The sequence below is a fragment of the Bacillus cereus group sp. N31 genome, from assembly GCF_016483245.1.
Lineage (GTDB): Bacteria > Bacillota > Bacilli > Bacillales > Bacillaceae_G > Bacillus_A > Bacillus_A toyonensis.
This window is the reverse complement of sequence record NZ_JAEHCH010000006.1, coordinates 78376-103152: the sequence shown is the minus strand read 5'-3', so window position 1 is coordinate 103152 and position 24777 is coordinate 78376. Positions and strand designations below refer to the sequence as shown.

Below are 24777 nucleotides of genomic sequence, written 5' to 3'. Positions count from 1 at the left end.
CCTAATATTTCAGAAGAAAGAAACTATTTTTAGAATTTTCTTGCTATAATAAGAAAAAGAAAATGCGGGGGTGGAATGAAATGCTATATGAAAACGGCGTAGATAAACTGCTTAGTTTAAACAGAAATATTTCTGAATTATACCGAGAATTAAATGAAATGACCCGGATTTTAACGGAGTGTAATCGAGAAAGCGTGAAATTTGATCGGTTATATGTAAAAGAGTTACTGTGGAAAAAAGAAGATGTGATAGAGAAGTATGATCAATTACTTGTGCAGCTTTGTATGAATGAATGCTTTGATTTAAAAAGTGTAATTACTGGCGAATATAAGTATACATATGAAGAAGTAGAAAGTATTGTTTTACAATTTAATGAAAAGTATAACGTAGCAATTTTAATTAAAGATATTTGTAAAGAATTACAGTTTACATATGGCATTGATATGGACATATCGAGAGCGGCTCGGGTGCAAACATCTCAAGTATAAAAAGGAAAAAGAAAGCAGATCCTTTGCTTTCTTTTTTTATGTAAAAAAAGGGAGAGTAGGTTTAAAGATGAAGGGGAAGTTACAAAATATTCATCCACTTGGCATGACAATTATAATAGGGACATTATTTGCGAGGTTTGCAACTTCAATGAGTATTCCTTTTTTAGCAATTTATTTAACAACTGTTAAAGACGTTTCAGCTGGAATGACGGGTGCTATTATTGGAACGAGTGCGCTTGTTGGAGTGTTTGCTAGTTTTATTGGGGGCAATTTATCGGATCGATTTGGTCGGAAGATGATTATAATATGGTCCATGATTGTTTGGGTGTTTGTATTTATCGGATTTTCAGTTGCAGATCATGTTTTGAGTTTCTTTTTATTAAACGCTTTGAATGGATTATGTCGTTCTTTTTTTGAACCGACATCAAGAGCGTTATTATCAGATTTAACAAAGCAAGAGTATCGGTTACTCGTCTATAACTTACGATATGGTGCAATAAATGTTGGGGTTGCGATTGGACCAATTGTTGGATTACAGCTCGGAAGTGCAAAATCAACAATTCCTTTTTTAGTAGCCGCTGGAGTTTACATTCTATATACAGCTATATTAGCACTGCAATTTAAGAAATATCCACTTAATAAAAAGAAAATGAATACAGAAAATCCTGTTACAATGCTAAATGCAATTCGTATATTGCGAAAGGATGTAGTATTTTTAGTTGCGTTAGTCGGTATTATTTTGAGTAATAGTGGTTTTTCACATTTAACGACGACAGTATCTCAATATTTTGCTAATGCACATATAGTTCAGGATGGGGTAAAGTTGTTCTCATATATGCTAGCTTTAAATGCAATTGTAGTAGTGGTTATTCAATACCCTGTCATTCAAATGTGTAAAAAATATACACCGTTAGCATCAATTATGGTTGGAACGTTATTTGTGAGTGGGGGATTATTTGGATTTGGACTAGTAGAATCTATGTTAGGAGCAGCTATTTGTACCATTATTTTTACATTTGGAGAAGTTTTAATGTTTTCAATGACAGATGTATTTATTGATGAGATCGCTGATTCCAACCTGAAAGGAACATACTTCGGAGCGATGGGGTTTTCAGGAATTGGAGGAGTAATTGGTCCTTGGTTTGGGGGAGTACTACTCGATTATTACGGGTATCAAAATGGGTTTGTAGTATTTTTAGCGCTAGCTCTATTTTCAACTGTAGCATTTCCTGTACTTTTAGTTACAAAAGGCTTATTGAAAAAAAGGTACGATAGAAATTATAAGATAGAAATACAAGTGAAATAAAATAAGCCCCAGCAAGTTACTGGGGCTTATTTTTTTATTTACATTAACTCTCAATTTGAAAAAAGAACCTTCTTTTCATGCTTATCGGCAACTTCATTTTTGGAAATATGAATGGCTAAAAATCCATTCTCTAAGCAGGCTAGCATCTTCTTATAAATGATAGTAGTAGGTAAAGGGATTGTTCGCTGTAAAGAAGTGTTTTTATGAAGTATGCATATATTTAGGCCTGTCTCCATCTTTTTAATGCGTACATTTTGTTCAGTCACATTTGGTACATCTGTTTCCAAAATGTATTCTTCCTCTGTTTCACAAAGATCAATATGAATTTCATTTGGAAAACTAAAGTTGCTACAAGAATCAGAACAAAATTGATCCATCCATTCTTCGAAACCATCAACATGAAAAAGACAATCCTTCTTTTTCTTGCCCATGTAAGACACCCTCCGTAAAATATCAATTCATATCATGTTATGCATGAATGAAATAGAGGTGAAGAATAAATGGCAAAATATAAACATTTTATGTCGAATATACACAGTATGTGAATATTTTCTTATTACATATCATGATGCGCATGGTTTTTTTGGCGTGAATGGTTACGGTTTTTTACTTTATGAGATCCGCTTAATGGTTCAGGTTGTCCTTTTTTTTCTTTCGATTCTCGATTGTTTTTTCCCATTGTATGTGACACCTCCTCTTTCTATTTAGAATGAGAGAAGTTTGTAAATTTATACGAGAATGTTTTTAGAAAAAAGGGTAAAGATAAATGGGACTAACTATTATGGAAAGGGGATTGTATAATGCCATATCATAAAGATAAGCAACAAGCTTTTCAAGCAGCGCAGCAAGGGGTTACACAAGCAGAAAATTTATTTAACAATATCGTGAAAAATGATCCGAACTACGGTCAGGATTTAAAAGAGTTACGCCAAGAGGTTCAGGAAGCGTATGAACAAATTCAAAATGCACTAGAAGTAGCTTCGGAAACACAACGTCCACAACTTGAGCAATACGAAAATAATCTCCAAAATATTATGCGAAATGTAGATCAACTAGAAAAGTAAAAGAGGTTGTTGCGTATTCGACAACCTTATTACTTTAACGAACGCTATGTTAAAACAGAAGGTTTTTCTATTAGTTTTTTCTTTACTATGTGCAGTACATATATTTCAAGTGGAAAAAGTGGAAGCGAAAATGTTGCTTAGAAAAGAACTAGAACCAACTGGCTATGTAACGTGGGAAGTACCTAATAATGAAAAAATTATCGCAATTACATTTGACGATGGACCTGATCCAACTTATACACCACAAATATTAAATTTATTACGTCAATATAAAGCAGAAGCGACTTTTTTTATGATTGGATTCCGTGTGCAGCGTAATCCATATTTAGTAAAGCAAGTGTTAAAAGAGGGGCATGAAATTGGAAATCATACGATGAATCATTTGTATGCGAGTAATTCATCTGATGAAAAATTAAAAAATGATATTTTAGATGGAAAGAAATACTTTAAAAAATGGGTGAAAGAACCTTTGTTGTTCCGTCCTCCAGGCGGATATATTAACGATGCTGTATTTAAAACAGCTAAAGAAGCTGGTTATCAAACTGTTCTATGGTCGTGGCATCAAGACCCTCGTGATTGGGCGAATCCAGGTACTGAGTCCATTGTAAATCATGTTGTGAAACATGCTAAAAGTGGAGATATTGTACTGTTGCACGATGGAGGAAGTGATCGTAGTCAAACAGTGGCAGCGTTATCGAAAATTTTACCTGAGCTTAAAAAGCAAGGATATCGATTTGTAACGGTTTCGGAGTTATTACGTTATAAACATTAGAAAAAAACCAAAAGGCAGACATACCTTTTGGTTTTTTTGTTACTGATTCTTTTTACGTTTCTTATTATTTTGTCGCTCTGCTGGAGTTAACGCCTCATTTGAAAACTCTTCGTTATAACCAGCACCTTGTCCTTGTGCGGATGCAACATTCATTCCTGAAATAGTATGATTTGCTTTTCGTTTACTCATTTTTCTCACCTCTATAATGTTTTTTATAGATAAAACATGAGTTGTTCATAACATATATGAACGTAAAGTAAAGCGCTGAAAGAGTACTTTACTTTATGGTAATAGTATTCATAAGGAGCATGAACACTATTCAAATTTAGAAATATAAAGAAAACTTATGATAATCCATAAGTTTCTTATTATTTACTTATTTAGAAAGTTGTAATAAGATATTATCGTAAGGTATTGAAAAGTTTGTCTACATTTTATATTCAGACAACTTAGTCACGTTTAACAGGGGGGAAACATAATGGTCAAACATAATCCATTTCAATCACGCGCAACTTTCGAAGTAGATGGAAAAACGTATCATTATTATCAATTGAAAGCGCTTGAAAACGCAGGGGTTGGCAACGTATCTCAATTACCATATTCCGTGAAAGTTTTACTTGAATCTGTACTGCGTCAAGTAGACGGACGCGTAATTACAGAAGAACATGTTACAAATTTAGCGAAATGGGGAACGAAAGATGTTCAAGATATCGATGTTCCATTTAAACCATCTCGTGTAATTTTACAAGACTTCACAGGTGTTCCAGCTGTTGTAGATTTGGCTTCGCTTCGTAAAGCAATGGCAGACATGGGCGGAGATCCTGATAAAATTAATCCAGAAATTACTGTAGACCTTGTAATTGATCACTCTGTACAGGTTGATAGAGCGGGTACGGCAGATGCGCTTGCATTCAACATGGACTTAGAGTTTAAACGTAATGAAGAACGTTATAAATTTTTAAGCTGGGCACAAAAATCATTTGATAACTATCGTGCAGTTCCACCAGCAACAGGTATCGTACACCAAGTAAACCTTGAATATTTAGCACCAGTTGTTCATGCGGTGAAAAATGCTGAAGGCGATTTAGTTGCATACCCAGATTCATTAGTTGGAACAGACTCACATACAACGATGATTAACGGTATCGGCGTTCTTGGATGGGGCGTTGGTGGTATTGAAGCAGAAGCAGGAATGCTTGGACAGCCTTCATACTTCCCAGTACCTGAAGTAATCGGTGTGAAATTAACTGGTACACTTCCAAGTGGTACTACAGCAACTGACGTTGCATTAAAAGTAACACAAGTATTACGTCAAAAAGGTGTAGTTGGTAAATTCGTTGAGTTCTTCGGTGATGGACTAAAGAGCATGCCTTTAGCTGACCGTGCAACAATTTCAAACATGGCACCAGAATACGGTGCAACTTGTGGATTCTTCCCAATTGACGATATTTCATTAGAATACTTACGTTTAACAGGTAGAGATGAAGAACAAATTCGCGTTGTTGAAGAATATTGTAAAGCGAACGGCTTATTCTATACAGCAGGCAGCAAAGATCCAATTTACACTGATCTTGTTGAAATTGATTTAAATACAATTGAATCTAACCTTTCTGGACCGAAACGCCCACAAGATTTAATTCCACTTTCAGATATGAAAGATGCGTTCCACAAAGCTGTTGTAGCACCAGTTGGAACACAAGGACTTGGATTTAATGCGCAAGAGTTCGATAAAGAAGTGAAGGTTACATTAGAAGATAAAGAAGTAACGATGAAAACAGGTGCAATTGCAATCGCTGCAATTACAAGCTGTACAAATACATCAAACCCATACGTATTAATTGGGGCAGGTCTAGTTGCGAAGAAAGCAATTGAAAAAGGGCTTGTAGTACCTGAGTACGTAAAAACATCATTAGCACCAGGATCTAAAGTTGTTACTGAGTACTTAGATAAATCAGGTTTAACAACATATTTAGATCAATTAGGTTTCCAAACAGTTGGTTACGGCTGTACGACTTGTATCGGTAACTCTGGTCCACTAGCAGAGGAATTAGAAGAAGCAATCGCAGCAAACGATTTATTAGTAACATCTGTTTTATCTGGTAACCGTAACTTTGAAGGTCGTATTCACCCGCTTGTAAAAGCAAACTATTTAGCATCACCACCACTTGTTGTGGCATATGCACTTGCAGGTACTGTTGATATTGACCTGAAAAATGATGAAATTGGTAAAGATGCAAATGGCAATGCTGTATACTTCAATGATATTTGGCCATCAGCTAAAGAAATTGAAGATGTAGTTCAAAGTGTTGTTACATCTGAATTGTTCAAGAAAGAATATGCACAAGTATTTAACAGCAATGAGCGTTGGAATGAAATCCAAACTTCAAATGAAGCTTTATATACTTGGGATAATGATTCAACATACATTCAAAACCCACCATTCTTTGAAGGATTATCTAAAGAACCAGGTGAAGTTGAAACATTATCAGGTTTACGCATTGTTGGTAAATTTGGAGATTCTGTAACGACAGACCATATTTCACCAGCAGGTTCAATTGGTAAGCACACACCAGCTGGACGCTACTTATTAGAAAACGGCGTACAACCAGTTGACTTTAACTCTTACGGTTCTCGTCGTGGTAACCATGAAGTTATGATGCGTGGTACATTCGCGAACATCCGTATTAAAAACCAAATCGCACCAGGAACAGAAGGCGGATATACAACATATTGGCCAACTGGGGAAGTAACATCTATCTATGATGCTGCTATGAAATATAAAGAAGATGGCACAGGCCTTCTAGTTGTTGCTGGTAAAGATTACGGTATGGGAAGTTCTCGTGACTGGGCTGCGAAAGGTACAAACTTATTAGGTATTAAAGCAGTAATCGCAGAAAGCTTCGAGCGTATTCACCGTAGTAACTTAGTGTTAATGGGTGTGTTACCACTTCAATTTAAAGATGGCGAAAGCGCTGAAACGTTAGGTCTTGTTGGTAACGAGTCATTTGAAATTCAAATTGACAAAACAGTTAGACCACGCGATCTTGTAAAAGTAGTTGCAACTGATGCAGATGGCAACGAAAAACAATTTGAAGTAGTAGCTCGTTTCGATAGTGAAGTTGAAATTGACTACTACCGTCACGGTGGTATCTTACAAATGGTTCTTCGTGAGAAAATTGAAGAATCTAAAGTGTCGAACTAAATAATTAAAATGAACGAGAAGGAAGCTAACAACTGTTAGCTTCCTTATTTTATGGAAAGGGATGAAACCATTTGGTTTCATCCCTTTCTTTTTACTTTACAAAATGGAGGAAAGGTCATGAAAGAATATAAAAGAATATTGTTACCGTTACAGAAAGAAAAAATGTTAGTAATAGCAGCTATATGCAGTGGACTCTTCGCAGCTATTTTAAACTTATCCCGTCCACTATTCATGGGATTAATTGTAGATAATCTTATTCAACGAGAGTTAAAGGAGGCGTACCTTTACATTACTTTGTTTGCAGTTAGTCGCTTGTTGATATGGGTGAACAATCTTTCGTTTGATTGTGTAAGCTCCAAAGCAAGTCAACGAATATTGCGAAAGAAGCGTATAGATGTATTGCGTCATTTTTTCTTATTACCATTTGAAGAGAGTGAGAAGATTAAGCAAGGAGAGTTAGAGACGCTAGTTGTGTCTGATATTCCGAATTGGGTCAGATTATATGGTTCTATATTAATAGAATATATACACGCTATTGCGCAATTTATAGGTGCGTTCATAGCACTACAACATATAGATATGAAGTTTATATTGTGGGTAACTCCATTTTTATTTTTTAGTGCAATGGTTCCGGTGTTGATGGGGAAAAAGGTCAGGAATATCGCAAGCATCGCTCAAAACAATCAATCAAGTGTTGTAGAGATGGTGTCGCAGTTTGTAAAAGGCGTACAAGATTTACGTAGTTTGCAAAAAGAAAAGTGGGCCATTCGCTTATTTAAAGGAGTAACAGCACAATCCTATAAAACAGAAGTAAAGAAGACGATGATGCAACACTGTATTGGAGTAGTTGGAACAGTGATTGAAACAGGGGCATATATCGTTGTTCTCATTATAGGCGCGCAAAAAATAATGAAGGGGGAAATGGAAGTTGGTTCACTTGTTGCCGTGTTAGCTACAATTGAAATGCTCTTTTTTCCAGTCCGTTACGTGGGCGATTTATTAATGATGACACAAGTTGCAGTCGCTTCGGCAAATAGAGTTTTTTCTTTTTTAGATAAACGAGGGGCAGATAGTAAGGTAGAAAGAGCGATGGGGATGACAGTAACAAATGTTTCATTTCAGGAGAATGATGAAGAGAAATGCAGAATTCATAATATTGATTTGCAAATTAATCCAGGTGAACTCGTTATGATTGTAGGAGAAAGTGGCGCAGGAAAAACAACGCTTTTAAAATTAATGACAGGGTTGTATAAACCATCTAATGGTAACATTGTTTATTATGGTGATGAGGCTCGTATGACTACAGTGTGGCAAGAACCTCGTTTTTTTCGGACGACAGTAAAAGAGAATATGTATTTCGGTGAAGAGTATATAGAACACCAGTTAGAAAAAAATATTGAACTTGTAAATGGAACATCAATTATTAGGGACTTACCTGAAGGGATTCAAACTGTACTACATAAAAGCGGTGTAGAATTTTCTGGAGGGGAAAGAAAACGTCTTGCATTATTACGTGCCATTGTTTCAACTCCTAATCTTATTATTTTAGATGAACCAACTGCGGGATTAGATCCGAGCAACCAAGAAACTGTTTGGAATATGATAGAAGGATTAGGAAGAGAGGTCACGAGAATTGTGGCAACACATGATGTCGAGAGGGCGATGATAGCGGATTGGGTTGTTGTCATGAATAATGGAATTGTTGTGGAATGTGGGGATCCTAGAGAGTTATTAACATATAAGTCATTTTTCAAAAAGATGTTAATAAAAAGATAAGAGCGACATAATGCTCTTATCTTTATTCATTCTTATTAAGTTGATACGTATAAGGCTCAGTATCGTTAGTACTAAACTCTTTCATTAGAGTCAGTTGGTTTGTATCTGGATTATATTTGAAAATTTTGACCGTATGTTCGCTACTTAGAGATGAATTATATTCTTGAATGGCAAATGTATTTTCAGCAATCTGTGTCATATTACTGGTCGAAACATTTTCTATAGAATCATGATTTGTAGAAATTTCAACGACTCTTTCACCATTGAAAAATACAAGAACAATTACCAAAACAACTAAACATATTCGTATATAACGAAGTTCTTTACTTATAGGATGTTCTCCCAAAATAATCATCCCTCCTATAACTATTGTATAGTAGTGGTAGTCGTCGTGAAGAAACTAAGAACACCAAGGCCGGCTAATAGGATAAATGAGATAAGAGCGATATAGAGACAAATAAGTCCCACTTGCTTTTTTTCAGGATCTTTACTGAGGAGCGAGATAATCCAAGTGATAATGCCAATTGGGGAAAATATAAAACTAAGAATATATAATAGTATTTTTTCAAGTAAATTCATAAAAATATCCTCCTTTTTGACATTTCTATATGTGCCGTTTTCTTCTTATTACTGCTGCCGTTATGTAGGAAAGTACAGAATAAACAGCACTAAAAACAATCCAAGCATCAAAGATTTGTAAAGCTAGGTGTATGTCAAATTCAGAGACGGTAATGAAAAATATAAAAGGGACAGTAAAAGAAATAATAATAGCAGCCCATTTAAATTTATATAGCAAGCTGCTAAAACAAATACATAGTAATGGTAAAGTGAAAAAAATGAAAGTGAAAGGGTTGATAAGCAATTGTAAAATATATATCACCTCGCATTTTTTTGTATATATTTCTAATTATATGATAAAAAGGTAAATATTCCATGCATATTACAAATATTCCGATTATTTTGACTGTGAATATTTCCAAGCTCGTCCGTATAAGCTAAAATAAGGTATATAGTATTTTGATGAATTTGTTAAAAGTACATAAACACGTTAGGGTGATATAAAATGTGGCGGAAGCTTACGATTATTGTAGTGTTACTTTGTTTAGCGGGATATGCAGCTTATGAACAGTTCGGTAATAAAGATCAGGCGGTACAAGGGAAGCAAGAAAAAAGTGAAGCTGCTATGAAAGAGATGATTGCAAGTAATGGTATTGAAGTAGGAAAGAGTGCACCAAACTTTGAATTAACTAAGTTAGATGGAACGAATGTAAAGCTATCGGATTTAAAAGGAAAGAAAGTTATTTTAAATTTTTGGGCAACGTGGTGTGGGCCTTGTCAGCAAGAAATGCCTGATATGGAGGCTTTCTATAAAGAACATAAAGAAAACGTAGAAATTTTAGCAATAAATTATACGCCTTCAGAAAAAGGTGGGGGAGAAGAAAAAGTAAGCAATTTTGCTAAGGAAAAAGGGATTACTTTTCCTATTTTATTGGACAAGAACATTGATGTGACAACAGCTTATAAAGTAATTACGATCCCAACTTCGTATTTTATAGATACGAAAGGCGTCATTCAGGATAAGTTCATTGGACCGATGACGCAAAAAGAGATGGAAAAACGAATTGCTAAATTAAAATAACGGTGAAAAGGTAGAGGTGGAGAGTTCCCATTTCTGCCTTTTCTTTTTCAAGTAGTCATAACTTCATGATATGATGTAAGAAATATAAACGTTTAGAGATAAAGGAGTGTATGGAGTGGGGAATGTATCCTTACCGTTAGATTATGTTGTAATTGATTTTGAAACAACAGGATTTAACCCTTATAATGATAAAATTATTCAAGTTGCAGCTGTGAAATATCGTAATCATGAACTGGTAGATCAATTTGTTTCATACGTGAATCCAGAGCGCCCGATTCCGAGCCGAATTACGAGTTTAACAGGTATTACAAATTATCGTGTTTCAGATGCACCCACGATTGAAGAAGTTTTACCTTTATTTTTAGCATTTTTACATACAAATGTTATTGTGGCTCATAATGCTTCTTTTGACATGCGCTTTTTGAAAAGTAATGTAAATATGCTTGGGTTTCCTGAACCTAAAAATAAGGTGATTGACACTGTGTTTTTAGCAAAAAAATATATGAAGCACGCACCTAATCATAAACTTGAGACGTTAAAGCGAATGCTTGGAATTCGTCTAAGTTCTCATAATGCATTTGACGACTGTATTACGTGTGCAGCTGTTTATCAAAAATGTACATCTATTGAAGAAAAAGGGAAACGAAAAGTAAATAAGGCTGTGCTTGATGAAACTGAGGTATACGAAGCGGTGAAAGAAATACTTGTCCGCAATAAACGCAATGTAGAATGGCTGCGTTGTATGAATGTAGGAAGTTATTTAGATATAAAAGCTTTTTATCCAGTTATGAGATTAAAAGTAAAAGGACGAAAGAAATACGTATTAACAGAAATTGTAGAAGATGATGTGAAAGAAATATGTACGAGCTTAATATGTGAACCAGCTCTAAAAAGTGAAGTTGGTAATACAAGAGTTATGCTTAATAGCTTAGCGGATGTCTTGAAATTAGAAAGTTATATTTTAGAACAGTATGATTTTGTATTACAAGCACTTGATACGTATAGAGAAAATGAAACGAATGCAGATGAGAAGCTCAAAGAGTATTTAAATGTTATGGTATAAAAAACGCTATGTACAAATTATTGTACATAGCGTTTTTTTTAGGAGTACTAAAACATAAAATTTTCTTGCAAATCTGATTAAAGAGTTTTTTGTTTGCTCATACTATGTAGTAAGAATGAGAAAGAGAGAGGGTGAACAGCATGAGAAGAAGTCGCCGCAAATCGTTTGAAGAACTTGTAAATGAAAATAAACAACAATTATTAAGCGATCGTGATGCAATTGATCGCATTGAAGAGCGTATTGAGAAACGTTATGAAATGAAACTTTTTAAGCAAGCTGAATAATTCTTAACACTAGTACGATACTAGTGTTAAGGAGGCGATAGTAATGGGTAATCCGAAAAAAAATTCAAAAGATTTTGCACCGAATCATATTGGAACGCAATCGAAAAAAGCTGGTGGCAATAAAGGAAAACAAATGCAAGACCAAACTGGTAAACAACCGATTGTTGATAACGGTTAAAAGGAGAATGTTATCATTCTTCTTTTTTATGAGGGAATGAAAGACGTTTTGTAACAGTAATATGAAAAAAGGGCTGACAAAAGTCAGCCCTTTTTTGTGATCGTAAAGTTTTCAACGAGTAAACGCCAATTTTGCGGGAATGGTAAACCAATCTTCCAATAACTAATACCACCGATGCCCTGTTCTTTCATTAAATTAAATTTACTTTGTACGGACCGTGAATCTTCAAACCAAACTTCGTGTTGTACGCCGTTTTCGTCAAAGTAATTGAAATGAGGAGCTTGAGCCGTGAAATCATAGCGGATAGGAACATTATATTTACGAGCTAGTGCAACAGCTGCAACAGAGCTGATTGCTTTTGCGGGTGGATTTCCTTGTTTGAACGGAAGTTTCCAATCGAAACCGTATAAATTCTGCCCCATCATAATTTTTTGTGGTGGCATTTGAGATTTCGCATATTGAAGTACTTCTTTCACAGGACCAATAGGAGAAATCGCCATCGGTGGCCCGCCTTGCCAACCCCAGTCGTATGTCATAATGACGACGAAATCAACAATTTGTCCTTGTGCTTTATAATCGTGAGCCTCAAAAAATTTCCCTTTTTGATTGGAACTTGTTTTCGGTACAAGCGTTGTACTTAATGTGTACCCGCTAGGTAAGCGTGTTTTCACATTTCGTAAAAAGCGATTGTATGCCTCGCGGTCTTCGGGTGCCACACTCTCGAAATCGAAATGAATGTCTCGCATGCCATATTTTTCAGCTGTTTGCAAAATGTTAGTAATAAACTTGTTTTGGATTGTTGCATCGCGTAAAATAACCGATGTCAGATCGGCACTGAAATTTCCATTTTCAATATTTGTAATAACGAGCATAGGGATGGTTTTACCTTGCGTTGCAATATTAGCGATTTTCGCTGTTTCCGTTGGTTCTTTTAAAGTGCCGTCTCTTTTTGCTTCAAAGCTGAAGTAGGCTAAATATGTTAAAAATGGATTAATAGCACGTGTAGCATTTACTAAACTTTCTTTTATCGGTATTGTTGAAGGTTGTAAATAAGCGATGGATTCTACTGCTCGTGTTGTCCCTTTTGGTATATATAATTGTTGTCCGACATGGAGAATAGATTTTAATGAAAGATTATTAACTTTAGCTAAGCTAGCGAGAGGAACGTTATACGTTTGAGAAATTCGATATAAGCTGTCACCAGGCTGTACATAATAATTATTTCCTTTTGTATTAACGATAAGTGCCTGACCAACAACGAGTGTTTCAGCAGGATTTAGTCCATTGTCTTTTACAATTTCTTCAGGTGTAGATCCGTACTTTGATGCTAAACCATAAACACTATCACCGCTACGAACAGTTACAATTTGGATCATGTGTTTGCCCCTTTCGGTAAAAGATTCACTGTTTTTATTTTATTTTTGATTCCACTGTATTATGATTAAATGTATGCAAGGTAGCAGAAGTGAAAGAAGGCGAATAGAAATGTTTGTAGCAGAATATGAAGTTGAAATCCGCTATGCGGAAACAGACCAGATGGGTGTTGTTTACCATTCAAACTATTTAGTGTGGCTGGAACTTGGGCGCACGAAACTTATACAAGAATTAGGATTTTCATATGTTGAAATGGAGAAAGAGGGAATTATTTCTCCTGTATTAGATTTGCAAATTTCATATCGTAAAGCGATGCGTTACGGAGAAAAAGCAATTGTGAAAACGTGGATTGATACTGTGAGCCCGCTTCGTGTTGTATATGGTTATGAAATATATAACGGTCATGGTGAGCTTTGCATTACTGCAAGTACGACGAATATTTGTGCGAAAAAAGAAGGGTTCCGCCCTGTATCATTTAAAAAATTATATCCTGAGTGGTATGCGAAATATGAGGAAATTAAAAAGAAATAAAAAAAGCGTGGCAGAAGCCACGCTTTTTTTATTTCTCATAATTAAATTGAGGGAAATCATCACCGTCGTTAAGTGTAACAGATAAATTATGTCCATCGAAGAACCACTCATCATCGCCTTCAATAAAGAAGTTAATACCTTCTTCTTGAGTTTGAACAGCAGGATGTGCAGGGTCATCTTTACGAATACCTAAAGAAAGTCCTTTTTGCACAGTACTGCAACCGCCGTATTGTACGAAAAGGCGTAGTGTTTCACCTGATTGTAAGTTTAATTCGTTTTTATACCATTGTGCTGCTTCTTTTGTTACGGAAAGATTCATGTATAGTTCCTCCAAATTATGTTGCTTTTTCTTTAGTATAAAAAATAACGCAAAAAGACGCTATTAATATGCTTCACGTTTTCTTTTTGCGTTATGTGGGTTACAACCTTATTTTTGCTTTTTTGAGAAGTTTGCTTTCGGTTCAGTTTTATTTATAATTCGTCCGATATTTGCACGGTGTTTATAAATAACCATACCTGCTAATAAACACATCGCAATAATGAAGATTTTATCCCCGCTAACAATGGATGCAATAACAGCAACGACAGCTGTTACCATAGAAGAAAGTGATACGTATCTTGTTGTAAATAAAAGGGTGAAAAATACAACAGCTAATATTGCAAAAACAACTGGTGAGTAGCATAATAGCACCCCGGCAGAAGTTGCAACTGCTTTACCACCACGGAATTTTGCAAAAATCGGATATACATGTCCAAGAACAGCTGCTAATCCGAACCATAGTGGGTGAATATCTAATCCGAAAATTATCGGTAGACCTGTTGCTAATGTCCCTTTTAAAATGTCAGCAATTGTAACGGTAAAACCTGCTTTTTTCCCTAATGTGCGGAATGTATTTGTTCCGCCTAAATTACCGCTTCCGTGCTCACGAATGTCGATTCCATAGCCGATTTTTCCAACGACTAATGCAAATGGAATCGAGCCAAGTAAGTAGGCAACGATAAATAAAAGATATGTAGTAACCATAAGTTCAGTCTCCTTTATTCAAATGTGTTGATAAAGGGTAAAAAGAGTTTTTCCCGTTTATTGTACCATACATTTGTAAAGAGCACATTTCTTTTTTGTAAATGAAAAATTCATTATTTCGTGAAAAAAAATTCACAGGAATGTTACATTTCTCACAGAAACAACAAGACTATATGTTGTAACATTTTAATCAAAAGATAACAACATATTGATGGAGGGTTATAAATGTTACAACGAAATACACGTGGAGAAGAATTAATGAAAGTGTTTGGGACAATTGTCCACGGCAATGAACAAGATTTAATGCAAGAGAATGCAAATGTAGATGGGCGCTCTCCGATGGGAGTAATGGGAACGTTCGCATCTGAGAGTGCAAAATATTATGCAGTTGAAAATTTATTGTCAGACCAAGTGAAAAAAGCGATAAATGAAAATATATTATATCCACATGATTTAGATTTTTATGCGACAGGAACGACGACTTGTTCGCAAATTCCGTTAGCACAAATGCTTGCTAACGGTTTTCATACTGGACATGGACATATGAGACAACCGCAAGACATTAAAAGTGCGTTGGCACTTTCGTCTATTATTTTTCAAGCGAATCAAAATATGCAGCACGGTGGTCAATCGTTTGCACTCTTTGATATTGATTTAGCTCCCTATGTGAGAAAAACCGTACTGAGACATAAAAAGCGACTACAATCATATCCGCTTACGAAAGAACAAATTGAGGAATTCGCATGGAAAGAAACAGAAAGCGATACGTATCAGGCGTGTGAAGCTTTCGTTCATAATTCAAATAGTATGCATAGTAGGGGCGGGGGACAAGTACCGTTTATTTCTATTAATTACGGAACAGACACATCGAGAGAGGGAAGGCTTTTAATTAAACAGCTGTTAAAAGCAACGCAAGCTGGACTTGGAAAAGGAGAAACACCGATTTTCCCTATTCAAATTTTTAAAATGAAAAAAGGTGTAAACTTTGAAGAATGTGATCCGAACTATGATTTGTTTGAATTAGCACTAGAGACGACAGCAGAGCGATTATTCCCTAATTTTTCATTTTTAGATGCGTCGTTTAATGCAGTGCACTATGATGGACGACCTGAAAGTGAAGTATGTTACATGGGATGTCGCACTCGTGTTATGTCTAATATACATGGAGAAGAAACGGCAATAGGAAGAGGTAATTTGTCGTTTACTTCTATTAATTTAGTGAAATTAGGGCTAATTAGTGGATCGAAAGAAGCGTTTTTTGAAGCGCTAAATTATTACTTGGATTTAGGAATTAAGCAATTATTAGAGAGATTCGCGTATCAATGTACGAAGCGAGCGAGAGATTTTCGATTTTTATATTCACAAGGTGTATGGCGTGGCGGAGAAACATTACAGCCTGAAGATTCTGTAGCACCTATTTTAAAGCAAGGGACGTTAAGTATTGGTTTTATCGGTCTTGCGGAATGTTTAGTAGCTTTAACAGGAAAGCATCATGGGGGAGATGAAGATTCATGGAAACTTGGATATGAAATTATTTCCTTTATGAGGGAGAGAATGGATAAGGCGACGGAAGAACATCAACTGAATTTCTCAATAATTGCAACTCCTGCAGAAGGTTTATCAGGGAAGTTTGTGAAAAAAGATAGAGAGGAATTTGGTGAGATTAGTGGTATAACGAACCATAATTACTATACGAATTCATTCCATATTCCAGTTTATTATAACATTCAAGCGATAAATAAAATCCGTTTAGAAGGACCTTTTCATGCTCTATGTAATGGGGGGCATATTACGTATATTGAATTAGACGGAGCAGCGATGCATAATCAAAAGGCGTTAAAACAAATTGTACAAGCGATGGCAGAGCATGGTGTTGGGTACGGTTCAATTAATCATCCTGTTGATCGTTGTACATGCTGCAGCTATCACGGAGTTATTGGAAATCAATGTCCAAGCTGCGGAAATGAAGACGAGACCAATATAGAAAGAATTCGCCGTATAACTGGCTATCTTGTGGGAGATATGTCGAAGTGGAATAGTGCGAAACGTAGCGAAGAGATGGATCGGGTGAAGCATAAATGAAAGTGATGAATATCATTCATGATAGTGTAGTAGATGGAGAAGGGCTGCGGACAGTCGTGTTTTTTGCGGGCTGTCCGCATCGTTGTTTCGGGTGTCATAACCCGAAATCTTGGAATATTTGCAATGGAACTGAAATGACGGTAGAAGAAGTTGTGAAAGAGATTGCAAGTAATCCATTAACTGATGTAACATTTTCAGGTGGAGATCCGTTTTTTCAAGCTGTTGAAGTGAAAAAAGTAGCAAAAGCCGTGAAAGATTTGAAAAAAAATCTATGGATGTATACAGGTTATACGTTAGAAGAGATACAGAGTTCTCAAAATAATGATATGATAGAGTTGTTACACTATGGGGATGTTTTAGTCGATGGAAGATTTGAAATCGAGAAAAGAGATTTAACACTTCCATTTCGCGGAAGCTCCAATCAACGTATTATTCGATTGAAAGAGTAAAAAGGCGGGATAGATTATATGAATAAAACAGTATTACTTGTTGAAGACGAAAGAAGATTACGTGAAATTGTTAGTGATTATTTTCGTAATGAAGGCTTTGAAGTAATCGAAGCAGAAGATGGAAAAAAAGCGCTAGAGTTATTTGCAGAGCATGAAATTGATTTAATTATGTTAGATATTATGTTACCAGAAATAGATGGATGGTCTGTTTGTAGACGAATTAGAAAAGAATCAGCAGTACCAATTATTATGCTAACAGCACGTTCGGATGAGGATGATACATTGCTAGGTTTCGAATTAGGTGCAGACGAGTATGTAACGAAACCATTTAGCCCGAAAGTGTTAGTAGCTCGCGCGAAGACGTTATTGAAACGTGCGGATGGTGCGGTAGGAGTAGCGGAAGAAAATGCTATGTCTTTAGCTGGAATAGAAGTGAATCGTCTATCTAGAACTGTTTTAGTAGATGGAGAAGAAATTATATTGACGCATAAAGAATTTGAACTTCTCGTTTATTTAATGGAGAACAAAGGAATTGTGTTGTCACGTCAACATTTATTAGATCAGTTATGGGGATATGATTACTACGGTGATGACCGAACGGTTGATACGCATATTAAAAAATTGCGAAATAAGCTAGGAGATAAAGCGAAGCATATCGGTACTGTTATTCGAGTTGGTTATAAATTCGAAGAATAATCTGGAATGAATTGTGCACTTTAGCCCGGGAATTTAGCAATTTTATATCCTCTTTTTGAAGGTAGAATGTTCAAAAAATAATTTTCTTGTCTACAATGGTAGATAGGAGTATTTTTTTAATTGGATTTCACGATGAGTTCACAAGAAGGACACAAAACGTGACTATACTGAAAATACGAATTCACCAGAGAGGGGAAATAAAAAATGGGATATTACGACGGACCAAATTTGAATGAAGAGCATAGTGAAACGAGAGAAGTGAAAAAATCAGGAAGTAAAAAAGGTTATTTCTTCACAGGTTTAGTGGGAGCTGTAGTCGGGGCGGTTTCGATTAGTTTTGCAGCACCTTATATGCCATGGGTGCAAAATAATGGAGCGGCAGTTTCATCATTCAATTCTAATAAACAAGTAGAAGGTACTGTAGTTCCTGTTGTCAATAAATCAAAAAACGAAACTGATTTGCCAGGTATGGTTGAAGGTGCGAAAGATGTTGTTGTAGGTGTTATTAATATGCAACAAAGTGTCGATCCATTTGCAATGCAACCGACAGGTCAAGAACAACAAGCTGGTTCAGGATCAGGTGTTATTTATAAAAAAGCAGGAAATAAAGCATATATCGTAACGAACAACCACGTAGTAGATGGAGCGAATAAACTTGCTGTGAAACTAAGTGATGGAAAGCAAGTTGATGCAAAACTAGTTGGTAAGGATCCTTGGTTAGACTTAGCTGTTGTTGAAATTGACGGATCTAATGTAAATAAAGTTGCAAGTCTAGGTGACTCCAGTAAACTTCGTGCTGGTGAAAAAGCGATTGCAATCGGAAACCCACTTGGATTTGATGGCAGTGTAACGGAAGGTATAATCAGTAGTAAAGAACGCGAAATTCCAGTTGATATTGATGGGGACAAACGCCCAGATTGGCAAGCACAAGTTATTCAAACAGATGCAGCGATTAACCCTGGTAATAGTGGTGGTGCATTATTTAACCAAAACGGTGAAGTAATCGGTATTAACTCGAGTAAAATTGCGCAGCAAGAAGTTGAAGGAATCGGATTTGCAATTCCGATTAATATTGCAAAACCAGTCATCGAATCGCTTGAAAAAGATGGAGTAGTGAAACGTCCAGCGCTTGGAGTAGGTGTCGTTTCATTAGAAGATGTGCAAACTTATGCAGTAAATCAGCTGAAAGTGCCAAAAGAAGTAACAAATGGCGTTGTATTAGGTAAAATCTATCCAATATCACCGGCAGAAAAAGCAGGTTTAGAGCAATATGATCTTGTAGTAGCATTAGATAATCAAAAGGTAGAGAATGCTCTTCAATTCCGTAAATATTTATATGAAAAGAAAAAAGTTGGCGAGAAAGTAGAAGTTACATTCTATCGCAATGGTCAAAAAATGACGAAATCAGCTACGTTAGCAGATAATTCAGCTACTAAGAATCAATAATCGGAATAAAAGAAAGTCTCTTTCATGTTGAAAGAGACTTTCTTTATCGGATATACTAAAGGAATAGGAGGGACTAATTATGACAATTGAAAACCCAACTCGTACGGAAATTGGTGAAGTATTGAAGAAAAGTAAAACGATTGCGGTTGTTGGATTATCAGATAAACCAGAACGTACATCGTATATGGTTTCAAAAGCGATGCAAGATGCAGGGTACCGCATTATACCGGTAAATCCAACAGTTGATGAAGTACTTGGAGAAAAGGCAGTTCCTTCACTGGCGGATATTAAAGAACATGTTGATATCGTAAACGTATTCCGCCGTTCAGAATTTTTAATGGGTGTTGCGAAAGAGTTTGTAGAGATTGATGCAGATGTTTTTTGGGCACAACTAGGAGTACAAGATGAAGATACATATAAACTTTTAAAAGAAAAAGACTATACTGTAATAATGGACCGTTGTATTAAAGTAGAACATGCGATGACAAAATAGTATAGATTTTAAAGATAGAAAGATTGATTCAGCCCTCGTTATAGATAAGTAGGGCCGATGAACGAGGTGTTCATCATGAGATTTTTTAAAGGCTGTTTTTGGGGATTGTTACTTGTTATCCCGTTTTGGATATTGATCATTTGGATCATGATAAAGGTTTGGAATGTGTAATCTTGGAATACATATCCATTTCTCGTTGACAAACGATTATTTTTCTGAAATAGTAGCCTAGAGGAATCCTTGTGAAAAAACAAGGATTTTTCTATTGAAAATGGTATATAAAAGAGATAAGATAACTTGCCAAAACTATAGTCGAGGCGTTATTCTATAATAGAAACATATGTTCTGATTTGATTAGGAAAGGGGCAAGGAGTTTGGCGAAGCATCAGTTCCAATACAATGAAGATGCAATTCAAGTGTTAGAAGGACTTGAAGCCGTTCGAAAACGCCCGGGTATGTATATCGGGAGTACGGATAGCCGTGGATTGCATCATTTAGTATATGAAATAGTAGATAACTCCGTTGACGAAGCGTTAGCGGGATTTGGCGACGAAATTTCTGTCGTAATACATAAAGATAATAGTATTAGCGTTATTGATAAAGGGCGAGGAATGCCTACGGGAATGCATAAACTTGGGAAACCTACACCTGAAGTTATTTTAACTGTACTTCATGCAGGTGGTAAGTTTGGTCAAGGTGGCTATAAAACGAGTGGTGGTTTACATGGTGTTGGGGCATCAGTTGTAAACGCCTTGTCAGAATGGTTAGTAGTAACAATTAAACGTGATGGTAACATTTATGAACAACGCTTTGAAAATGGTGGCGTTCCTGCAACGACGTTAGAGAAAATCGGGAAAACAAAAGAGTCTGGTACGACAATGCACTTCAAACCAGATACAACGATTTTCAGTACGACAAATTACAATTATGAAACATTATGTGAGAGATTACGTGAATCTGCATTCTTATTAAAAGGAATGAAAATCTCGATAAAAGACGAACGTAATGATTTAGAAGATATATTTCATTATGAAACAGGAATTGAAGCTTTCGTTTCATACTTAAACGAAGAAAAAGATTCAATTCATCCAGTTGTATATTTCACTGGTGAACAAAACGGGATTGAAGCAGAACTAGCATTCCAGTTTAATGATGGTTACTCAGAAAATATTCTTTCGTTTGTAAACAACGTACGTACAAAAGATGGTGGAACACACGAAGCTGGATTTAAAACAGCGATGACACGTGTGTTTAATGAGTATGCTCGTAAAGTTTCATTATTAAAAGAAAAAGATAAAAACTTAGAAGGTACAGATATTCGTGAAGGTGTAGCGGCTATCGTTTCTGTACGTGTACCAGAAGAAGTACTGCAGTTTGAAGGACAAACGAAAGGGAAACTTGGTACAAGTGAAGCCCGTTCTTCTATTGATGCAATTGTATCAGAGCATTTAGCTTACTTTTTAGAAGAAAATCCGGATGTAGCTACACTTCTTGTGAGAAAGGCAGTTAAAGCAGCGCAAGCACGTGAGGCTGCTCGTAAAGCGAGAGAAGAAGCACGTAGTGGTAAGAAAAAGAAAAAATCAGAAGGTACTTTAAGCGGGAAGTTAACACCTGCACAATCACGTAACCCTCAAAAAAACGAATTGTATTTAGTAGAGGGTGACTCGGCCGGCGGTTCAGCAAAGCAAGGGCGAGATCGTCGTTTTCAAGCGGTACTACCGTTGCGTGGTAAAGTAATTAACACGGAGAAAGCAAAGCTTGCTGATATTTTTAAGAATGAAGAGATTAATACAATTATTTATGCAATTGGCGGCGGTGTAGGAAATGAATTCGCTGTTGAAGATATTAACTACGATAAAGTTGTTATTATGACCGATGCAGATACGGATGGAGCTCATATTCAAGTATTGTTATTAACTTTCTTCTACAGATATATGAAACCACTTATCGAAGCTGGTAAAGTATTTATTGCACTTCCACCTTTATATAAAGTAAGTAAAGGGAAAGGGAAAAGTGAAGTAATTGAATATGCATGGTCTGATGAAGAATTAGATGGTGTAACGAAAAAGGTCGGTAAAGGTTATATGTTGCAGCGCTATAAAGGACTTGGTGAAATGAATGCAGATCAGTTATGGGAAACGACGATGAACCCTGAAACGCGTACATTAATCCGAGTGAAAATTGATGATGCAGCAAGAGCAGAGCGCCGTGTAACTACATTAATGGGCGATAAAGTAGAACCGCGCCGTAAATGGATTGAGCGTAATGTACAATTTGGTATGCAAGAAGAAGGAAATATTTTAGAAAACGAAATGATTATGGAGACGGAGGTGGAATAACATGCAGGCAGAGAAGTTTCATGACCTCCCGCTTGAAGACGTGTTAGGTGACCGCTTTGCACGTTATAGTAAATATATAATCCAAGACCGCGCGCTTCCAGATGCGCGTGACGGTTTAAAGCCAGTACAAAGACGTATATTATATTCTATGTATGTAGAAGGAAACGTACATGATAAAGCGTTTCGTAAATCAGCTAAAACAGTTGGTAACGTTATTGGTAATTACCATCCACATGGTGATTCCTCTGTATATGAGGCGATGGTACGTTTAAGTCAAACTTGGAAAGTACGTAATGTTTTAGTTGAAATGCATGGTAATAATGGTAGTGTTGATGGTGATCCAGCAGCGGCAATGCGTTATACAGAAGCTCGTTTATCACCAATCGCATCTGAATTATTACGTGATCTTGATAAAGAAACAGTTGAATTCGTGTCAAACTTTGATGATACGAGTGAAGAACCGGTTGTATTACCAGCAGCGTTCCCGAATTTATTAGTAAACGGATCTACAGGAATTTCCGCTGGTTATGCAACAGAAATTCCTCCGCATCATCTTGGAGAAGTTATTGACGCTACAATGATGCGTATTGATAAGCCAAATAGTACTGTTGATGATTTATTAACAGTTATGAAAGGACCAGATTTCCCAACAGGCGGTATTATTCAAGGGATTGATGGTATTAAAAAGGCGTATGAAACAGGAAAAGGTAAAATTATTATTCGCGGAAAAGCAGAAATTGAAACAGTGCGCGGTGGGAAACAACAAATTGTAATCACTGAAATTCCTTACGAAGTGAATAAGGCAAACCTTGTAAAGAAAATGGATGAATTACGTCTAGATAAAAAGTTAGATGGCATTGCTGAAGTACGTGATGAGACAGATCGTACTGGTTTACGAATCGTTGTTGAATTAAAGAAAGAAGTAAACGCCGAAGGTATTTTAAATTATTTATATAAAAATACAGATTTACAAATTCCATATAACTTTAATATGGTAGCGATCAATAATCGCCGTCCAACACTTATGACATTACCGAAAATTTTGGATGCTTATATTGGACATCAAAAAGAGGTTATTACGAGACGTTCGCAATATGAATTAAGAAAAGCAGAAAATCGTCAACATATTGTAGAAGGTTTAAAGAAAGCATTATCGATTTTAGACCAAGTAATCGAGACAATTCGAGCTTCAAAAGATAAACGTAATGCGAAAGATAATTTAAGTGCAAAATTTGGCTTTACAGAAGCACAAGCAGAAGCAATTGTATCCTTGCAATTATATCGCTTAACGAATACAGACATTACGGCGTTACAAGAAGAAGCCGATGAGCTTAATAAGAAAATTCTAGAGCTACAGTCAATTTTACAAAGTGAAAAAAGATTACTTCAAGTCATTAAAACTGATTTGAAGAGAGTGAAGAAAACATATAGTGATGATCGTCGCGCTATTATTGAAGAACAAATTGAAGAAATTAAAATAGACGTAGAAGTGATGATTCCACAAGAAGATGTCATCGTTACTGTAACGAAAGAAGGATATGTGAAACGTACTGGATGGCGCTCACATAATGCATCAAACGGCAAAGACTTCGGTATGAAAGAGGGTGACATCTTACTTGAACGATTCGATACGAATACGACTGAAACAGTTCTTTTATTCACAAGTAAAGGAAACTATATATATCTTCCAGTATACGAAATGCCAGATATTCGTTGGAAAGATTTAGGTCAGCACGTTGCAAATATCGTTTCACTCGACCGAGATGAAACAATCATTTGGGCAACGGTTGTACCGAACTTTGAGGAAGAAAAACGATTTATCGTATTTGTAACGCGAAATGGTATGATAAAGAAAACAGAATTAAATCAATATAAAGTTCAGCGTTATTCAAGGGCATTCGTTGCTGTAAACTTGAAAAAAGATGATGAAGTTGTCGATATATTTGCGACAGATGGAACGAGTGATATCGTTCTTGCTACACACGGTGCATATGCACTTATTTTCCATGAAGATGAAGTAAGTCCAGTTGGTGTAAGAGCTGCTGGTGTAAAAGCGATTAATTTAAAAGAAGATGACTATGTCGCTTCTGGTAAACCGTTAAATGGTGACAAAGATCAACTTATTCTCGTAACGCAACGCGGTGCTATAAAGCGTTTAAAAGCATCAGAAATTGAAAAGTCAACGAGAGCGAAGCGAGGTCTTGTTATTTTCAAAGAGTTAAAACGTAATCCATACCGTATTGTAGGTATTGAAATTGTACGAGACGATGAACTAGTTTACATGAAGACAGAGAAAAATATTGTAGAAGAGGTTGATCCGAAAGCGTATCGAAACAAAGACCGGTATAGTAATGGTAGTTTAGTACTAGATGTTAATGATACTGGTGAAGTAGTAGAAACGTGGACGAAGAAAAGACCGGAATAAAGGAAGCATCTTGCTATGAATAATAGCGAGATGCTTTTTTCTAAGCGAATTATTATGTATATGAAAATAATCTTGTTATAATAGTGAAATGAAATCGTTCTCATAAAGTGAAACTTTAATCAGTGGGGGGGGTTATTCCCTACTGA

Annotated in this window: 26 protein-coding genes; 18 read left to right on the top strand and 8 right to left on the bottom strand. The window is 36.0% G+C overall.

What is annotated here, in order from left to right; translation table 11 throughout:
- Positions 1 to 80: 80 nt before the first annotated feature.
- On the top strand, positions 81 to 488 hold the full coding sequence (locus JDS81_RS10860; protein WP_000965132.1) for a hypothetical protein: 408 nt from the start codon (positions 81 to 83) through the stop codon (positions 486 to 488).
- Positions 489 to 555: 67 nt separating this feature from the next.
- Positions 556 to 1794, top strand: a complete 1239-nt coding sequence (locus JDS81_RS10855) for an MDR family MFS transporter (RefSeq protein WP_097953680.1) — start codon at positions 556 to 558, stop codon at positions 1792 to 1794.
- 50 nt (positions 1795 to 1844) lie between these two features.
- Here the strand turns inward: JDS81_RS10855 and JDS81_RS10850 are convergent, their stop codons facing one another.
- Together JDS81_RS10850 and JDS81_RS10845 are read right to left on the bottom strand one after the other, a co-directional pair.
- Complete coding sequence (locus JDS81_RS10850; RefSeq protein WP_141499448.1) at positions 1845 to 2225, bottom strand: Hsp20/alpha crystallin family protein; 381 nt, start codon at positions 2223 to 2225, stop codon at positions 1845 to 1847.
- Between the two features lie 125 nt (positions 2226 to 2350).
- The gene (locus tag JDS81_RS10845; protein WP_000517651.1) at positions 2351 to 2473 is read right to left on the bottom strand and encodes a small acid-soluble spore protein P; all 123 of its coding nucleotides are present in this window, start codon (positions 2471 to 2473) and stop codon (positions 2351 to 2353) included.
- 121 nt (positions 2474 to 2594) lie between these two features.
- Here JDS81_RS10845 and JDS81_RS10840 point away from each other — a divergent pair, with 121 nt between their 5' ends.
- Together JDS81_RS10840 and pdaB are read left to right on the top strand one after the other, a co-directional pair.
- The gene (locus JDS81_RS10840) at positions 2595 to 2858 is read left to right on the top strand and encodes a hypothetical protein (RefSeq protein ID WP_097953678.1); all 264 of its coding nucleotides are present in this window, start codon (positions 2595 to 2597) and stop codon (positions 2856 to 2858) included.
- Between the two features lie 46 nt (positions 2859 to 2904).
- Positions 2905 to 3630 (top strand): polysaccharide deacetylase family sporulation protein PdaB, encoded by a 726-nt coding sequence (pdaB, locus tag JDS81_RS10835; protein ID WP_141499449.1) that lies wholly within the window; start codon positions 2905 to 2907, stop codon positions 3628 to 3630.
- A gap of 39 nt (positions 3631 to 3669) precedes the next feature.
- Here pdaB and sspO read toward each other — a convergent pair whose 3' ends face one another.
- A complete protein-coding gene (sspO, locus tag JDS81_RS10830; RefSeq protein ID WP_000044267.1) occupies positions 3670 to 3819 on the bottom strand; it encodes a small acid-soluble spore protein O in 150 nt (49 codons plus the stop codon).
- A 289-nt stretch (positions 3820 to 4108) separates the two neighbouring features.
- Between sspO and acnA the strand changes: the two genes are divergently transcribed.
- On the top strand, positions 4109 to 6832 hold the full coding sequence (acnA, locus tag JDS81_RS10825; RefSeq protein WP_000238588.1) for an aconitate hydratase AcnA: 2724 nt from the start codon (positions 4109 to 4111) through the stop codon (positions 6830 to 6832).
- 117 nt (positions 6833 to 6949) lie between these two features.
- Entirely contained in the window at positions 6950 to 8608 is a 1659-nt protein-coding gene (locus tag JDS81_RS10820) for an ABC transporter ATP-binding protein (RefSeq protein ID WP_097953677.1), read from the top strand.
- 22 nt (positions 8609 to 8630) lie between these two features.
- Here the strand turns inward: JDS81_RS10820 and JDS81_RS10815 are convergent, their stop codons facing one another.
- Together JDS81_RS10815 and JDS81_RS10810 are read right to left on the bottom strand one after the other, a co-directional pair.
- Positions 8631 to 8963, bottom strand: a complete 333-nt coding sequence (locus JDS81_RS10815) for a YmzC family protein (RefSeq protein ID WP_097953676.1) — start codon at positions 8961 to 8963, stop codon at positions 8631 to 8633.
- Positions 8964 to 8974: 11 nt separating this feature from the next.
- Entirely contained in the window at positions 8975 to 9187 is a 213-nt protein-coding gene (locus JDS81_RS10810) for a hypothetical protein (RefSeq protein ID WP_097953675.1), read from the bottom strand.
- 484 nt (positions 9188 to 9671) lie between these two features.
- On the opposite strand from JDS81_RS10810, the gene JDS81_RS10805 reads away from it, so the two are divergent.
- The 4 genes from JDS81_RS10805 (at position 9672) to sspN (ending at position 11772) form a co-directional block, all read left to right on the top strand.
- On the top strand, positions 9672 to 10247 hold the full coding sequence (locus JDS81_RS10805) for a redoxin domain-containing protein (RefSeq protein ID WP_000269081.1): 576 nt from the start codon (positions 9672 to 9674) through the stop codon (positions 10245 to 10247).
- Between the two features lie 115 nt (positions 10248 to 10362).
- Positions 10363 to 11310 carry a 3'-5' exonuclease gene (locus JDS81_RS10800; RefSeq protein WP_097953674.1) on the top strand — a complete coding sequence of 316 codons (948 nt, stop codon included), beginning with the start codon at positions 10363 to 10365 and terminating at the stop codon, positions 11308 to 11310.
- A gap of 140 nt (positions 11311 to 11450) precedes the next feature.
- Complete coding sequence (locus tag JDS81_RS10795) at positions 11451 to 11594, top strand: FbpB family small basic protein (protein WP_001254699.1); 144 nt, start codon at positions 11451 to 11453, stop codon at positions 11592 to 11594.
- A gap of 43 nt (positions 11595 to 11637) precedes the next feature.
- Entirely contained in the window at positions 11638 to 11772 is a 135-nt protein-coding gene (sspN, locus tag JDS81_RS10790; RefSeq protein WP_000527987.1) for an acid-soluble spore protein SspN, read from the top strand.
- An 83-nt stretch (positions 11773 to 11855) separates the two neighbouring features.
- Here sspN and JDS81_RS10785 read toward each other — a convergent pair whose 3' ends face one another.
- The gene (locus tag JDS81_RS10785) at positions 11856 to 13148 is read right to left on the bottom strand and encodes a glycoside hydrolase family 18 protein (RefSeq protein WP_097953673.1); all 1293 of its coding nucleotides are present in this window, start codon (positions 13146 to 13148) and stop codon (positions 11856 to 11858) included.
- 109 nt (positions 13149 to 13257) lie between these two features.
- Between JDS81_RS10785 and JDS81_RS10780 the strand changes: the two genes are divergently transcribed.
- Positions 13258 to 13677, top strand: coding sequence for an acyl-CoA thioesterase (locus tag JDS81_RS10780; RefSeq protein WP_097953672.1), 420 nt, complete (start codon positions 13258 to 13260; stop codon positions 13675 to 13677).
- A 28-nt stretch (positions 13678 to 13705) separates the two neighbouring features.
- On the opposite strand, the gene JDS81_RS10775 is transcribed toward JDS81_RS10780, so the two are convergent.
- Positions 13706 to 13996 (bottom strand): HesB/YadR/YfhF family protein, encoded by a 291-nt coding sequence (locus JDS81_RS10775; protein WP_001054451.1) that lies wholly within the window; start codon positions 13994 to 13996, stop codon positions 13706 to 13708.
- A 108-nt stretch (positions 13997 to 14104) separates the two neighbouring features.
- Complete coding sequence (plsY, locus tag JDS81_RS10770; protein WP_000258971.1) at positions 14105 to 14701, bottom strand: glycerol-3-phosphate 1-O-acyltransferase PlsY; 597 nt, start codon at positions 14699 to 14701, stop codon at positions 14105 to 14107.
- A gap of 225 nt (positions 14702 to 14926) precedes the next feature.
- Here plsY and JDS81_RS10765 point away from each other — a divergent pair, with 225 nt between their 5' ends.
- The 7 genes from JDS81_RS10765 (at position 14927) to parC (ending at position 24631) form a co-directional block, all read left to right on the top strand.
- On the top strand, positions 14927 to 16783 hold the full coding sequence (locus JDS81_RS10765; protein ID WP_097953671.1) for an anaerobic ribonucleoside triphosphate reductase: 1857 nt from the start codon (positions 14927 to 14929) through the stop codon (positions 16781 to 16783).
- Positions 16780 to 17232 carry an anaerobic ribonucleoside-triphosphate reductase activating protein gene (nrdG, locus tag JDS81_RS10760; protein WP_000867069.1) on the top strand — a complete coding sequence of 151 codons (453 nt, stop codon included), beginning with the start codon at positions 16780 to 16782 and terminating at the stop codon, positions 17230 to 17232. The genes JDS81_RS10765 and nrdG overlap by 4 nt, the downstream gene beginning before the upstream one ends.
- Before the next feature lie 18 nt (positions 17233 to 17250).
- The gene (locus JDS81_RS10755) at positions 17251 to 17928 is read left to right on the top strand and encodes a response regulator transcription factor (RefSeq protein WP_001044679.1); all 678 of its coding nucleotides are present in this window, start codon (positions 17251 to 17253) and stop codon (positions 17926 to 17928) included.
- Between the two features lie 204 nt (positions 17929 to 18132).
- Entirely contained in the window at positions 18133 to 19374 is a 1242-nt protein-coding gene (locus JDS81_RS10750) for a S1C family serine protease (protein ID WP_000542629.1), read from the top strand.
- 79 nt (positions 19375 to 19453) lie between these two features.
- Positions 19454 to 19867: a CoA-binding protein gene (locus tag JDS81_RS10745; RefSeq protein ID WP_000151385.1), complete on the top strand. Its 414-nt coding sequence runs from the start codon at positions 19454 to 19456 to the stop codon at positions 19865 to 19867.
- A 374-nt stretch (positions 19868 to 20241) separates the two neighbouring features.
- The gene (parE, locus tag JDS81_RS10740; protein WP_001062195.1) at positions 20242 to 22206 is read left to right on the top strand and encodes a DNA topoisomerase IV subunit B; all 1965 of its coding nucleotides are present in this window, start codon (positions 20242 to 20244) and stop codon (positions 22204 to 22206) included.
- Position 22207: 1 nt separating this feature from the next.
- A complete protein-coding gene (gene parC / locus JDS81_RS10735) occupies positions 22208 to 24631 on the top strand; it encodes a DNA topoisomerase IV subunit A (RefSeq protein ID WP_097854490.1) in 2424 nt (807 codons plus the stop codon).
- Positions 24632 to 24777: the final 146 nt, after the last annotated feature.

Excerpts from the sequence above, each read along its gene's own strand:
- JDS81_RS10775 (WP_001054451.1), bottom strand. The coding sequence starts at position 13,996 with ATGAATCTTTCCGTAACAAAAGAAGCAGCACAATGGTATAAAAACGAA.
- JDS81_RS10860 (WP_000965132.1), top strand. The coding sequence starts at position 81 with ATGCTATATGAAAACGGCGTAGATAAACTGCTTAGTTTAAACAGAAAT.
- JDS81_RS10840 (WP_097953678.1), top strand. The coding sequence starts at position 2,595 with ATGCCATATCATAAAGATAAGCAACAAGCTTTTCAAGCAGCGCAGCAA.
- JDS81_RS10820 (WP_097953677.1), top strand. The coding sequence starts at position 6,950 with ATGAAAGAATATAAAAGAATATTGTTACCGTTACAGAAAGAAAAAATG.
- plsY (WP_000258971.1), bottom strand. The coding sequence starts at position 14,701 with ATGGTTACTACATATCTTTTATTTATCGTTGCCTACTTACTTGGCTCG.
- sspN (WP_000527987.1), top strand. The coding sequence starts at position 11,638 with ATGGGTAATCCGAAAAAAAATTCAAAAGATTTTGCACCGAATCATATT.
- JDS81_RS10795 (WP_001254699.1), top strand. The coding sequence starts at position 11,451 with ATGAGAAGAAGTCGCCGCAAATCGTTTGAAGAACTTGTAAATGAAAAT.
- parC (WP_097854490.1), top strand. The coding sequence starts at position 22,208 with ATGCAGGCAGAGAAGTTTCATGACCTCCCGCTTGAAGACGTGTTAGGT.
- acnA (WP_000238588.1), top strand. The coding sequence starts at position 4,109 with ATGGTCAAACATAATCCATTTCAATCACGCGCAACTTTCGAAGTAGAT.
- JDS81_RS10845 (WP_000517651.1), bottom strand. The coding sequence starts at position 2,473 with ATGGGAAAAAACAATCGAGAATCGAAAGAAAAAAAAGGACAACCTGAA.
- sspO (WP_000044267.1), bottom strand. The coding sequence starts at position 3,819 with ATGAGTAAACGAAAAGCAAATCATACTATTTCAGGAATGAATGTTGCA.
- JDS81_RS10815 (WP_097953676.1), bottom strand. The coding sequence starts at position 8,963 with ATGATTATTTTGGGAGAACATCCTATAAGTAAAGAACTTCGTTATATA.
- JDS81_RS10850 (WP_141499448.1), bottom strand. The coding sequence starts at position 2,225 with ATGGGCAAGAAAAAGAAGGATTGTCTTTTTCATGTTGATGGTTTCGAA.
- JDS81_RS10855 (WP_097953680.1), top strand. The coding sequence starts at position 556 with ATGAAGGGGAAGTTACAAAATATTCATCCACTTGGCATGACAATTATA.
- pdaB (WP_141499449.1), top strand. The coding sequence starts at position 2,905 with ATGTTAAAACAGAAGGTTTTTCTATTAGTTTTTTCTTTACTATGTGCA.
- JDS81_RS10765 (WP_097953671.1), top strand. The coding sequence starts at position 14,927 with ATGTTACAACGAAATACACGTGGAGAAGAATTAATGAAAGTGTTTGGG.
- JDS81_RS10745 (WP_000151385.1), top strand. The coding sequence starts at position 19,454 with ATGACAATTGAAAACCCAACTCGTACGGAAATTGGTGAAGTATTGAAG.
- JDS81_RS10780 (WP_097953672.1), top strand. The coding sequence starts at position 13,258 with ATGTTTGTAGCAGAATATGAAGTTGAAATCCGCTATGCGGAAACAGAC.
- JDS81_RS10810 (WP_097953675.1), bottom strand. The coding sequence starts at position 9,187 with ATGAATTTACTTGAAAAAATACTATTATATATTCTTAGTTTTATATTT.
- JDS81_RS10755 (WP_001044679.1), top strand. The coding sequence starts at position 17,251 with ATGAATAAAACAGTATTACTTGTTGAAGACGAAAGAAGATTACGTGAA.
- JDS81_RS10785 (WP_097953673.1), bottom strand. The coding sequence starts at position 13,148 with ATGATCCAAATTGTAACTGTTCGTAGCGGTGATAGTGTTTATGGTTTA.
- nrdG (WP_000867069.1), top strand. The coding sequence starts at position 16,780 with ATGAAAGTGATGAATATCATTCATGATAGTGTAGTAGATGGAGAAGGG.
- JDS81_RS10805 (WP_000269081.1), top strand. The coding sequence starts at position 9,672 with ATGTGGCGGAAGCTTACGATTATTGTAGTGTTACTTTGTTTAGCGGGA.
- JDS81_RS10750 (WP_000542629.1), top strand. The coding sequence starts at position 18,133 with ATGGGATATTACGACGGACCAAATTTGAATGAAGAGCATAGTGAAACG.